The organism is Anaerococcus degeneri (assembly GCF_017874475.1).
GTDB classification, from domain to species: Bacteria; Bacillota; Clostridia; order Tissierellales; family Peptoniphilaceae; genus Anaerococcus; species Anaerococcus degeneri.
Genome location: NZ_JAGGLO010000001.1, coordinates 199,643 through 213,173 on the forward strand (window position 1 = coordinate 199,643; position 13,531 = coordinate 213,173).

The 13,531-nt window shown below is 35.5% G+C and carries 10 protein-coding genes; all 10 read left to right on the forward strand.

The genetic code is table 11. The annotated features are described in order from the left end of the window. Nucleotides 1-27: 27 nt before the first annotated feature. The 10 genes from J2Z38_RS00955 (at nt 28) to J2Z38_RS01000 (ending at nt 13,474) form a co-directional block, all read left to right on the forward strand. Nucleotides 28-1,527 carry a hypothetical protein gene (locus J2Z38_RS00955; RefSeq protein ID WP_209771333.1) on the forward strand — a complete coding sequence of 500 codons (1,500 nt, stop codon included), beginning with the start codon at nt 28-30 and terminating at the stop codon, nt 1,525-1,527. 4 nt (nt 1,528-1,531) lie between these two features. Then, nucleotides 1,532-2,839, forward strand: a complete 1,308-nt coding sequence (locus tag J2Z38_RS00960; RefSeq protein WP_209771335.1) for a serine hydrolase — start codon at nt 1,532-1,534, stop codon at nt 2,837-2,839. Nucleotides 2,840-2,859: 20 nt separating this feature from the next. Continuing rightward, on the forward strand, nt 2,860-3,753 hold the full coding sequence (locus tag J2Z38_RS00965; RefSeq protein WP_209771338.1) for an RluA family pseudouridine synthase: 894 nt from the start codon (nt 2,860-2,862) through the stop codon (nt 3,751-3,753). A gap of 281 nt (nt 3,754-4,034) precedes the next feature. Continuing rightward, complete coding sequence (gene secA, locus J2Z38_RS00970) at nt 4,035-6,764, forward strand: preprotein translocase subunit SecA (RefSeq protein ID WP_209771340.1); 2,730 nt, start codon at nt 4,035-4,037, stop codon at nt 6,762-6,764. A gap of 1 nt (nt 6,765) precedes the next feature. Beyond that, a protein-coding gene (prfB, locus tag J2Z38_RS00975) for a peptide chain release factor 2 (RefSeq protein ID WP_209771343.1) occupies nt 6,766-7,876 on the forward strand; the annotation gives its coding sequence in 2 pieces (ribosomal slippage) (nt 6,766-6,840 and nt 6,842-7,876; 1,110 coding nt in all). Nucleotides 7,877-7,921: 45 nt separating this feature from the next. Continuing rightward, nucleotides 7,922-9,007 carry a tryptophan--tRNA ligase gene (gene trpS / locus J2Z38_RS00980; RefSeq protein WP_209771345.1) on the forward strand — a complete coding sequence of 362 codons (1,086 nt, stop codon included), beginning with the start codon at nt 7,922-7,924 and terminating at the stop codon, nt 9,005-9,007. A gap of 2 nt (nt 9,008-9,009) precedes the next feature. After that, nucleotides 9,010-10,308 (forward strand): sodium-dependent transporter, encoded by a 1,299-nt coding sequence (locus J2Z38_RS00985; RefSeq protein ID WP_209771348.1) that lies wholly within the window; start codon nt 9,010-9,012, stop codon nt 10,306-10,308. 177 nt (nt 10,309-10,485) lie between these two features. Further along, nucleotides 10,486-11,790 (forward strand): sodium-dependent transporter, encoded by a 1,305-nt coding sequence (locus tag J2Z38_RS00990; protein ID WP_209771351.1) that lies wholly within the window; start codon nt 10,486-10,488, stop codon nt 11,788-11,790. A gap of 170 nt (nt 11,791-11,960) precedes the next feature. Further along, complete coding sequence (locus J2Z38_RS00995) at nt 11,961-12,614, forward strand: response regulator transcription factor (RefSeq protein ID WP_209771354.1); 654 nt, start codon at nt 11,961-11,963, stop codon at nt 12,612-12,614. Then, a complete protein-coding gene (locus tag J2Z38_RS01000) occupies nt 12,602-13,474 on the forward strand; it encodes a sensor histidine kinase (protein ID WP_209771357.1) in 873 nt (290 codons plus the stop codon). Before J2Z38_RS00995 ends, J2Z38_RS01000 begins: the two co-directional genes overlap by 13 nt. Nucleotides 13,475-13,531: the final 57 nt, after the last annotated feature.

Below are 13,531 nucleotides of genomic sequence, written 5' to 3' on the forward strand. Positions count from 1 at the left end.
ATTATTAGTAGGATAAAGGAGGCAAGGATGACTAATTCATATTTTAAAACCGACCTATGCCACATTTTTGATGTATATGAAAGATACACTTTTGTAAAAGATGAAATCGGCTATTGTTTTCAATTTTTTGCGGCAGTTTATGACCTAAGCCTAAGTGAACTTGAATTTATAATTAATAGCATACATTTTGAGAGGGGTGAAATCTTTAAAAACCTCGATTCTGTTGGATTTTTCATGGGGAAAGATGTTTCGGAAGAATTCCTATCTTTGGTTGACAAGGGATATTTTACAATAGAAACTCAAAACATTAGCGATGACAATTACTATTATTCATATTCCCACACAGAAAAGGCAAAAAATCTTTCAAAAGACCTAGATAAAAGACTTTCAAGCCTCCTTGATGACTTTGGTCGTGGCAAAGACTTGGTTGATTTTGCCTATACAGACGTGATTGAAAAATTAAACTACCTTTTTGATGATTTGAGGATTTTGGGAGACGATAAGTACATATTGGATATAAAAGCTGATAAGGACTTAGATCCAGAATATACCAGGCGATATGAGCTCGTGAGAGATATTAAAAAAGCCTTAAATCAAAAGTATCCTTACCTATCTATAATAAATTTTGATGAATATAAGGAGCCTTCTTATGTCGTTCTTGTTGAAGATGATGAGAATTTTGATGAAGACTTTTACGATTGTGTTGAAAATTACCTAAAAGACGGCAGGCACCTTGTAGAAATTGAATACACTTTGAATTCTAGAAGGAAAAAGACAAGCCTACTTGTAAATGCAGAAGACTTTTCAGATGTGATTGAAATGGGAGATTTGGATTACAATGACATGGAAGATGGTGAGGCCTTCACTCATTTTGTGATGTTGATGGATGATTTTAACAGGAACCATAAAAAAATTAAGGAAAAGTTAAGAAACCTCTATTCTTTTATTGCCCCTGCCTATGATTTAAGCCTTGGAGAATTTGAATTTTGCTTATATTACTCTACAATTTATACTTGTCATGACGATGAAATCTACGATATAGACGGATATTTTATCGATGATAGTAAAGAAATTGTGGCAAGTCTTATTAAAAAAAGATACTTATATAAGGATGAAGACGGGTTTACACTTACAGAAAAATCTGATGCTGTTTTTAAACATATGGGGGCATTATTTGCATCCACAATGGAGAAAAATAAGGAGGATTATAAAGAACTTTTAACTTGTGTAAATAATTATTATGATGCAAGTGAAAGTCTTGATAAATTTACGGACGATTTTGCCTATAGATTTTGCTTTGAGGGCTTCAATATTGAGGATAAGATAAGTGATGAAATAGACGAATATAGCCTGTCTGTGCCATTTGATAAGGCAGTCCTTCCTATAGTTAGTAAACATTTTTCCAATCCAAAAATCCTTGCCGTAAAAGATGAAGGTTCTTATATCAGCATTATTTTTACAAGTGATGATGGGCCAGGCAATGAAATGCTAGGTCGAATTTTTAAAAAAGCTTTGGGAGACTTGTGATTATATGAAAAAAATATTTAAGATTTTTTGTGTTTTCGCTTTGATAAATTTGACTTTAATTGGAAAATCTTTTGCAAGTGATGATGAAAAAATCCTTAAAGACGAACTTTATCAGGCTGTGAGAGATACAATAGATGGCAAGCTTTATTATCAGGTAAATATAAAAACTGTTTACGGATCAAGTGATATCAATATTTACATGGCAAATACCGACAAAGATACCTTGCCAGCGGCATCTACCATTAAGCCCTTCATCGGCCTATCCCTTTTAGAAAAGGTTGAAAATGGCCAAATGCTTTATACAGAAGAAATCAAAAAAGACCTTGATCTAAGCCTTCGCCTATCAGACAATGATGCTACAAATAGGCTAATTGAGGAAATAGGTGGTTTTGAGGAAGTAAATTCCTATATTAAATCCTTTACAAAAAATGAGAGGACAAGTTTAAATAGACTTATGCTAGGCAAAGGCGAGGAAAATATTGCTAATGCCAAGGACCTAACTTTGGCCCTTTATGAGATTTATAGAAATGACAGCGAAATTGGAAAAGACATGGCAAAGTCACTTTCAAATCCATCTACAAAGAGGGTCAAGCTTTTAAAAAATGTAAATCCTGCTTATAAAACAATGAACAAAACTGGGGAGCTTAGTCACATCGAAAACGACGTAGCCTTTATAGAAACAGGATCTCAGGCCTATATCATAAGTCTAATGACAGAAAATGACGACTTTATGGATACCTACAATCAAATCCTCCTTATAAACAAGCTTGGCGAAAAAGTCGCCAAGGCCTATGAGAAATATGAAAATGCCAATAAAAACAAGGAGAAACTTGCCGAAGAAAAACTTTTGGCAAGGCTTGATAGCAAGGAGAAAAAACTTGCCTATGCCGTCTATAAAAACCAAATTTTTATAAATGCAGGCCAAACCCTCCTTGAATCGGATTTGCCAGCCATAGACCAAATTAGACCTGTCCTTAGCGAGCAAATAGAAAATTCGAAGGCTGTTTTGGACAAATCTAAAAAGACTTTGGCAAGTTTTTCCAAGGAACCAATCCAAAGTGAGGAAGATATGATTGTAAACCTGGTAAGGCTTCTTTATACCAATAAGGAATTAAATTCTGACCTTAACAGAAAGCTTGCCCTAGCCTTTTATAATAATAAGTCAGCTACTATGGCGGGGAATATAATCCTAAAGGAAGCTCCAAAGAAAAGTCTTGGGATTAGAAGACCTCTTCTTAGAAATATCAAGGCTTCAGAAAAAATCCTAGATAAAACTCAGTCCTACTTTGAAAAGTTAAATGCAGAAAATTAATTTTCTCATATAATAATCATATGATACTAATAGCAGATGACCTTATAAGAGTTGATAAATACATATCTGACGAACTTGACGAAATACCAAGGGAGAAGATAAAAGATTTTATCAAATCTTCTTTAATAAAAGTAAATAATGAGAAAGTCAAACCTTCAACAAAGCTTAAGATGGGTGATGAAATTTTTATAGACGATTCACTTTTTGAAGTCCCAGAGATTGTCCCAGAGGATATTCCACTTGATATTGTTTATGAAAATGATGACTTTGCTGTAATTAACAAGCAAAAAAACCTCATTGTCCATCCAGCAGGGTCAATTGTGACAGGGACCCTGGTAAATGCCCTGCTTTTTAAATACGGCTACGACGGCCTTTCCCACATTGGCGGGGAAGATAGGCCAGGAATTGTCCACAGGCTCGATAAGGACACGACAGGTCTTATGTTGATTGCAAAAAATAATGAATCCTATCGATATTTAAAGGAGCTTTTTGAAACCAGACAAGTAAGAAAAGAATATCTGGCCATAGTTTTTGGTAATTTTGACCAAAAGTCTGGCAGAATTGAAAACTTCATGGATAGGGACCCTCATAATAGAAGGAAGATGTCAGTTCGTCCTAGTGGGAGAAAGGCCATATCTGAATACCAAGTCCTAAGCGAAGTAGACGGTTTTAGCTTAGTGAAGGTCCACATCGTAACAGGTAGGACCCACCAAATAAGAGTTCACATGACAGACATTAACCACCCACTCTTGGGAGATCCTGTTTATGGCAATTTTAAACACAAATTCAACCTAGACCATCCACTTCTACACTGCACCCATTTGGCCTTTATCGACAAGAACGGCAGGGAAATGGTCTTTGATAAGGAAGTGCCGGAGGAATTTGACAGGTATAAACAAATCCTAGGCTTATAAATTATAAAATATTAAGTAACAAAATTAATTTTCAAATTAATCTAAGGAGTCCTAAAGAAATTTAGGTCTTTTTTCTATTAAATTTGCCTTAAATTGGGAAAATAGATTGAATTAACTATAGAAAGCTATTATAATGTATAGTGGATTAGAATCATTATCAGTTTATTTTACAAAATTAATATTTATTTTTTATAGGATTAATCCTTGCCTAGATTGCCTATTTTTGATTGAAATTTTGTATAATAAGGGTAGGATAAGTGAAGAATTGGAAGGTGAAAAATTTGGCATTATTTAATATATTTAAATCATTTAGTCAAAAAGAAATCGAAGAAAATAAAAAAATTGTCGATAAAATCTTAGCACTAGATGAAGATATGCAAAAGTTAAGTGACGAAGACTTAAAACATAAAACAATTGAATTTAAAGAAAGATTAAAAAACGGAGAAACCCTTGATGACCTCTTAGTTGAGGCCTTTGCTGTAGTTAGAGAAGCAAGCTATAGGGTACTAGGAATCAAGCATTATCCAGTACAACTTTTAGGTGGTATTGTACTACATAATGGACAGATAGCAGAAATGAAGACAGGTGAAGGTAAGACTCTTGTAGCAACACTTCCATCTTACTTAAATGCCTTATCTGGAAATGGTGTTCACGTAGTAACTGTAAACGACTACCTAGCAAAGCGTGACCAAGAGTGGATGGGCAAGGTCCATACCTGGCTTGGTTTATCTGTAGGTTGTATTATTTACGGACTTACAAACAGTGAAAGAAGAGAAAATTATAACGCTGATATTACTTATGGTACAAACAACCAATTTGGTTTCGACTACCTAAGGGATAACATGGTTATCTATAAGGAAGACATGGTTCAACGTGGCCTAAACTACGCAATCGTAGACGAGGTTGACTCAATCTTAATAGATGAGGCTAGAACACCACTTATTATTTCTGGCCAAGGCGATGAATCAACAGATACCTATCAAAAGGCAAATGAGTTTATCCAAACTCTTGAAGGTAGAATCTTAGATCCTAATGAAGACGCAGATATTGACCCATTTGATAGGGAATTTAAAGTAGAAGACGTAGACTTCCTTGTAGATGAAAAGAGAAAATCATCAAACCTTACAGAAAAAGGTACAAAAAAGGCTGAAGAATTCTTTGGTATCGACAACCTTTCTGATACAGAAAACCTAGAACTATCTCACTATATCAACAACGCCCTAAAGGCTAATACAACAATGACAAGAGACATTGACTATGTTGTAAACCATGGCGAAGTTGAAATCGTAGACGAATTTACAGGTCGTATCATGCAAGGTAGGAGATTCTCAGATGGTCTTCACCAAGCAATCGAAGCTAAAGAAGGCGTAGAAGTTAAGGCAGAAAGTAAAACACTTGCTACCATTACCTTCCAAAACTACTTTAGAATGTATGATAAACTTTCAGGTATGACTGGTACTGCAAAAACAGAAGAAGACGAATTTGACGAAATCTACAAGCTAGACGTAGTTGAAATTCCAACTAATAGACCAGTTCAAAGGGAAGATGACAACGACCACGTTTATATCAACGAACGCGGCAAGTTCAACGCAATTATAAACGAAATTAACAAGGTCCACGCAACAGGCCAACCAATCCTTGTAGGTACTATTTCAATCGAGGCAAGTGAAAGACTTTCTGATGCCCTAAAACAAGCTGGCATCAAGCACACAGTCCTAAACGCCAAAAACCACGAAAGAGAAGCAGAAATAGTTGCCCAAGCTGGTAGACTTGGTTCAGTAACAATCGCAACCAACATGGCGGGCCGTGGTACAGATATTACCCTTGGTGGTAACGTAGATTTCATGGCTAAACAAAAGCTAAGAAGAGAAGGAATTTCAGACGAACTAATCGAAGAAGTTGACTCATTCTCAGCAACAGATAACCAAGAAATCCTTGATGTTAGAAAGAAATTTAGACATTATAAAGATCAATTTAGACCAGGAATCAAGGCTGAAGAAGCCGAAGTAATCAAGGCAGGTGGTCTATACATCATCGGTTCTGAAAGACACGAATCAAGACGTATTGATAACCAGCTAAGAGGACGTTCAGGCCGTCAAGGAGACCCTGGTAAGTCAAGATTCTTTATATCTCTAGAAGACGATTTAATCAGATTAAACGGTGGTGAAGCTGTAGCAAAATTTGTTCAAAAGGCAGATTTTGACGAAAACGAACCAATCGTATCAAGAATGGTAACAAAGTCAATTGAAAAGGCTCAAACAAGAGTTGAAGCAAATAACTTTGCAACAAGAAAGAGAGTCCTTCAATACGACGACGTTATGAACAAACAAAGAACAATCATCTACAACGAAAGACGTGAAGTTCTAATGGGTCATGACATGAAAGAAACCATAATCGATATGATTAAGCAAGTCATAAAAGATGCAGTTTATACTTTCACTAACCCAGAAGTTAAGCCTGAAAATTGGGAAATGACAGCCCTTCTAAACTACCTAAATGGTCTAGGAGTTCCTGTAACCCAACTTCATTTTGAAAATATAAATTCATACACCCAAGATAACCTAATCGACTATATCACAGGTGCAACTCTTGCTAAATACGAAGACAAGGAAGCTACTTTCGGACCAGAAAACATGAGAGAAGTTGAAAGGGTAATTCTTCTTAGGGTTATTGACCAAAAATGGATGGACCACATCGATGCAATGGATCAAATGCGTAAGGAAATCGGCGTTAGGGCTATGGGCCAAGAAGACCCAGTTAGGGCCTACACTAACGAAGGTTTTGATATGTATGAAGAAATGACCAGGGCAATCCAAGAAGACACTGTTAGATACATGATGAATGTAGAAATCAGACAAAATATCCAAAGAAAGCAAATACTTGTTCCAGAAGAGGAAAGCCATGAGGATGTAACAGGTCCTTCTACAGATGAAGAAGACTACGAAGGTCTAAATAGAGCTGAACGCAGAAGATTAGACCGTGAAGCTAAGAAATCAACTGTAAAGAAATAATATGAGAGAAATATTTGAACTAAAAGAAGAAATCAAAAACCTCGAAGAAACTTTAAACCTAGTCGGAGATAGTCTTTGACCCGGCTAGGCTAAAAGAAGAAATAGGTGGCCTACAAAAGAAATCAATGAGCCCAGATTTTTGGGATGATTCTGACAAGGCCCAAAATGTCATGGCGACTCTTTCTGATAAGAAAGAAGACTTAAAAGCCTACACAGACATAGAAGAAGCTATCAAAGATAATAAAGATTTGATAGAATTGGTGGAATTAAGCGATGATGAAGAGCAATCCATCCTAGAAGAGGTTGATTCTAACCTTAAAAAAATCAAAAAAGACCTGGCGAGCCTAAAACTTAAGACCCAATTAAATGGAGAATACGACAAAAACAATGCCTACCTTTCCATAAATGCAGGTGCAGGTGGTCTTGAGGCGACAGACTGGGCAGACATGCTCTTTAGGATGTACACCAGATATTGCGAAAAAAGGGGCTTTAAGGTTGAGGTTAAGGATTTAAACAACGAGGAAGCAGGCGGTATTAAGTCTGCCACCATCCATGTAAAGGGTCCTTATGCCTATGGCTATCTAAAGGGAGAAAAAGGCGTTCACAGACTTGTGAGAATATCGCCATTTGACAGCCAATCTAGGCGTCACACTTCTTTTTCTTCAGTAGATATATTTCCTGAATTAGACGAGGATACGACTGTAGAAATCGATCCATCAGATTTAAGGATTGATACCTACAGGGCAAGTGGGGCAGGCGGTCAGCACGTAAATAAGACTGACTCTGCAGTTAGGATAACCCACATTCCAACGGGAGTAGTTGCCACAAGCCAGGCTGAAAGAAGCCAGATGCAAAATAGGGAAACAGCGATGAACCTCCTTATTTCAAAACTAATTCGGATAAAAGAAGAAGAGAAAAAAGAAAAAATAGAAGACATCCAAGGCAAATATTCGCAAATTGCCTGGGGTAGCCAGATAAGGTCTTATGTTTTCCAACCTTACACCATGGTCAAAGACCACAGGACAAATTATGAGATGGGAAATGTAGAAGCAGTGATGGATGGGGACATCCAGGGATTTATAGACGCTTATCTAGCAAAAAATGAAAATTAATAGGGAAGCATTAGCTTCCCCTTTTTTGGATAAAAAGGAGAAATTATGGGAGATATAATTTTAACAGGTGACAGGCCAACAGGTAGACTTCACCTTGGCCATTATGTTGGTAGTCTACGAAATAGGGTAAAGATGCAAAATGAAGGTGGTTATGACAAGATGTACGTCATGATTGCAGACAGCCAGGCCCTTACAGATAATTTTGATAATCCGGATAAGATCCGTGAAAACCTTATCGAAGTTGCTCTTGATTACCTAAGTGTGGGCATTGACCCAGAAAAAGTAAGCATCTTTGTCCAATCACAAGTGGCAGAACTTACTGAACTTACCTTTTATTTTCTAAACTTAGTTACACTTTCAAGACTTGAAAGAAACCCAACTGTTAAATCAGAAATAAAACTAAGGAACTTTGAAACTAGCCTTCCAGCAGGATTTTTGATATATCCTGTAAGCCAGGCTGCGGATATTTTGCTCTTTGATGCCAATTTAGTTCCAGCAGGTGAAGACCAGGAGCCAATGTTAGAGCAAGCCAGGGAACTTGCCAGAAGCTTTAATAATATCTACGGGGAAATTTTTGTAGAACCAAAGGCAGTTTTACCAGAATCAAAAATGGCTCGCCGTATGCCAGGAATTGATGGGGCTGCTAAGATGAGTAAGTCTTTAGGAAATGCGATTTATCTTGCAGATGATAAGAAAACTGTCAAGAAAAAAGTCATGTCCATGTACACAGACCCAGACCACATTAATATTGACGATCCAGGCAAGGTGGAGGGAAATATTGTCTTTTCCTACCTAGATGTATTTTCAAATGACAGCCATTTTGAAAAATATTTACCTGAATACAAAAACCTTGACGAACTAAAGGCCCACTACCAAAGGGGAGGGCTTGGTGATGTTAAGTGCAAGAAGTTTTTAATCAAGGTCCTAGAAGAGGAATTAGAACCAATTAGGGCAAGGCGTGCCGAGTATGAAAAAGATATAGAAAAAGTCTTTGAAATCCTAAAGAAAGGCACAGCTGATGCCAGGGTCCAAGGAGCTAAGAAAATCGAAGAGGTCAAGGCTGCCATGGGAATTGATTATTTTGAAGATGACCTTCTTATAAAAGAAATCCAAGAAAAATATAGGGGCTAGTCATGAAGCTCCCTAAGACAAAATCCAAAACTATCTTTGTCCTATCAGCCACAGGTTCTGCGGTTGGTATGGCAAATGTTTGGGGTTTTCCTTATAAGTTTCACAAGGGTGGGCTATTTTTCTTGATTTTCTACCTGATTTTCATCTCGCTTTTTTCCTACGTTGGCTTATCAAGCGAATTTGCAATCGGAAGGATGGGCAAGGGATCAGTTGTAAATTCTTATGAAAAAGCTATAAAAACCTCCCGTCCAAGCTCAAAAATAGCAAAAATTTACGGCTATTTTCCGCTTTTAATTTCTCTAATTATTGCGGTTGGCTATACGATAATCGTTTCCTATGTGGCCAAGGCCTTGGTGGATACCATAAATGGAAGGCTTTTGATTACCCCACCATCAGTTTGGTTTGAAGACTTTTCTTCAAGGTCCTTCGCCGTTATGGAAGTCCATCTATTGATAATTGTCATGGTAATTTTAATAAGTCTTGGTGGCTTTAAGTCGGTTCAAAAAATAAACTCGGTTTTGATGCCATCTATGATTGTAATTTACCTTATAGTTTTAATCAAGATGTTAACGCTTCCAAACATAGGGGAAGGCTATAGGCTGCTTTTTAGGTTTGACTTAAAAGATTGTAACATAGGCACAGTAATTTCTGCCATGGGAGATGCTCTCTTTGCCCTTTCTATTACGGGTTTTGGAATGATTTTTGTGGGACGAATGCTTGCTGATAATCACGATATAGTGACAAACTCTGGACTTACAGGCCTTTTTGATACCATAGTTGCTCTTTTGTCAGCCTTTATAATTGTGCCAGCAATTGCAGTTTTTTCTATGGGCCACGCTGAGGGACCTGCCCTAATTTTCCACATCCTGCCTAGTATTTTTAATTCTATGAGGATAGGAAGTGGCTTTGCAATTTTATTTTACATGGCAATAATAATGGCGGGATTGACTTCACTTCAAACAATATTCGAATCGATTTCCCATACCCTAAACCAGGAATTTAAAATGGATGACAAACAAGCCTTGCTGTTAGTAGGCACTCTTGTCCTAATCTTAGGAGTTGACCTTCACCCATTAGCTAGGTGGTCACACTTGATGGATATTACAATCTATTACCTAATCCCACTCGGGGCCATGCTTGGTGCTGTGGTTTGGTTTTATATTATGGATCCAAAAGTTCTATTAAAAGAGATAAATCTTGGGGCTAAAAAGCAAAAAACTGAAAATTTCATAAAAATTGGAAGATACATTTATACACCGCTAGTAATAATAGTTTGTGTAGCAGCGATTCTTTTCCATTAATTTTTACTCCTACAGAGATTTTTCGCTAGAAACTTTCTAAGTTTTTAGGTAGATTTCAAATCTTTGTAGGAGAATTTTTTTCTTGAATTATTTTCAAAATGGGTTATAATTAGACTATGCTTTAAAGTGATATACCGACAAAGAAAATAAATTTTTATATAAATAAAGGAGAAAGAAATGAATAAGTTTAGTTCGAAATTAGGATTTATCCTCACGGCAGTCGGGTCGGCCGTTGGCATGGCCAACGTGTGGGGCTTTCCATATAAGTTTCAAAAGGGAGGCCTGATTTTTCTTATAGCCTACATATTTTTTGTAAGTGTTTTTTCTTATTGTGGACTTGCAAGTGAGTTTGCAGTTGGAAGATATGCTCAAACAGGCACACTCGGTGCCTACAACAAGGCCTTCAAAAGCCGCAAGGAAGACACAGTTTTAGGTAAGTTTATTGGTTACATCCCATTAATAGGATCTTTGCTAATAGCTATTGGCTATGCAGTTATTGTAGCCTACGTTCTAAAGGCCTTAGTTGATTCCTTATCAGGATTTTTATTAACTACTGACACTACATCTTATTTTGATAGTTTTTCCTTAAAACCATTCTCAGTAGTGCCATACCACTTTTTTATAATTGCAATTACATTGCTTTCATGTATAGGCGGAGCATCTACCATTGAAAAATCAAACAAAATTATGATGCCAGCCTTCTTTGTACTTTTTGTAATCCTAGCAATAAGGATATTTACACTTCCAAATGCTATTGAAGGATACAAATACATGTTTAGGTTTGATAAAGAAATGCTATCTTGGGGAACAATTCTCCAGGCTATGGGCCAGGCATTTTTCTCCCTATCTGTAACAGGATCGGGCATGCTAGTAGTAGGAGCTTATCTTTCTGACGATGAAGATATAGTTTCATCTTCAAAAATGACAGGATTTCTTGATACAGTTGCAGCCATGCTTGCGTCTTTTGTAATAATTCCAGCAATTATTGTTTATAGTATGGACCAAGCAGGTGGACCTGGATTATTATTCCAAGTCCTACCTACAATCCTTCAAGATATGGCCTTTGGTAGGATTTTTGCTATTATTTTATACGTAGCAGTAGTATTCGGCGGTATATCATCCCTACAAAATATGTTTGAAGTAGTAGCAGAATCCCTTATGCAAAGGCATCCAAAATTAAAACGTAATTTGGTTCTAGTTTTAATCGGAATAGTAGTTTTTGCAATAGGTGTGAATATGGAAATGATTAGCCAGTGGGGGCCATTTATGGACATCATCTCAATCTACGTAATCCCAATAGGGGCAATGATTGGGGCTGTCACCTGGTTCTGGATTTTGAAAAAAGACCAATTACTCGGTGCAATCAACCTTGGTTCAAAGAAAGTCTACGGCGATACCTGGTACAATATAGGAAAATTCCTATATGTACCCCTAGCAGTTATTTTATGTTTAATCGCAGTAATATTTAGAATATCATTTTAATCAAAAAAGCGGGTCTAAGACTCGCTTTTCTTATGTTTTAGATCTTATAAAGTTATTTTTATTTATGGTATAGTTACTAGAGATAGTATATAAATAAGCATAAATGATTTGAAATATATTCAGATTCGTATTACGATTTATATTTATGATTTTTATGAATAGGAAAAGGTATGAAAAGAATACTTATAATTGAAGATGATAAAAATTTAAATAAAGGGCTTTCGATAGCTTTAAATAAAAATTATGAGGTTTTCTCTATAAGCACTGTTAGTGAAGCTAAATCTTTTATTTCTAGTGTTGATTTGATTCTACTTGATATGAACTTACCAGATGGCGATGGACTTGAAATAATAAAATTAACGAGAAAAACTTCATCAATTCCTATTATAGTTTTATCAGCCATTGATCTAGAAGCATATATAATTTCTGCCATAAATTTAGGTGCAGACGACTATTTGACTAAACCTTTTTCTCTGGGAATCTTAGAAGCCAAGATAAAGAGAGCTTTTGAAAAAATAGGTCTTAGCGATTTAAATATTTATAATAAAGATGGTTTAGATTTTAATTTTAATGAAAATACTTTCTTTGTAGATAATAAAAACATAGATTTCACTAGGACAGAGACAAAAATTTTATACTACCTGATAAAAAACAAGTCTCAAGTTATTACTAAAGAATTGCTATTTGATTTTGTTTGGGGAATAGATGATGAATTTATTGATCAAAACACTCTTAGTGTCAACATTTCTAGAATAAGAAATAAATTAAAACCTTATGACCCAATAGAAACAGTATTTGGAGTTGGATATAAATGGAAATTTTAATAGGTATTCTAGTAATTTTAATTGGAATTCTTTTATATAAATATATTGTCTTGAGAAGTGAAATGAGTGAGCTCTCAGACTATATTGATAAGGCTTTGGATGGAAATTTAGAAATTACAGAATTTGATGAAAAGGAACTTTCTAAAATAAAATCAAAACTTGTTAAATTCTTATACGCAAACCAAGTAAAAGAAGCAAAAATAAATACAGAAAAAAACAAAATAAAAGATTTAATAGCAGATATATCTCATCAAACCAAGACACCAATTACTAATCTTTCTCTATACATCAGTCTTTTAGAAGATGATCCAAAAGATGAGTATATTGAAATTATAAAGTATGAGCTTAATAAACTAAATTTTTTAATTCAAAATCTAGTAAAATCCTCTAGGCTTGAATCGGATATTATAGGATTACAAAAAAACCAAGCAAATTTAAAAGACCTAGTAAATGATGTTTTGAAAGAATTTAAAGTTAAATTAGATGAAAAAGACATAAGAATAGATTTAAAAGATGAAGACTTTTTATTCGCTTTAGATGAAAGATGGCTTAAAGAAGCTATCCACAATCTAGTAGATAATGCTATAAAATACTCACCAAAGGGATCTACTATTAATATTTCAATTTATAAATCTTACCTAAACTATAATCTAGACATAGAAAATGAGTGCAAAGACTTATCAGAAGAAGCTTTGCCAAAGATATTTGAAAGATTTTATAGAGGAAAAAATTCAGTTTCCAAGGACGGTTTGGGTTTAGGTCTATATATAGCCAGAGAAATTATAGAAAAACATGGTGGAAATATAAGAGCGTCTTTGGACGAAAATAGAATAAAATTTTCAGTAGACTTCCCCTTGTGAGAAGTCTTTTTTCTTACAAAATTGTAAGAAGTCTTGTAAGTATTTTGTAAGATATGA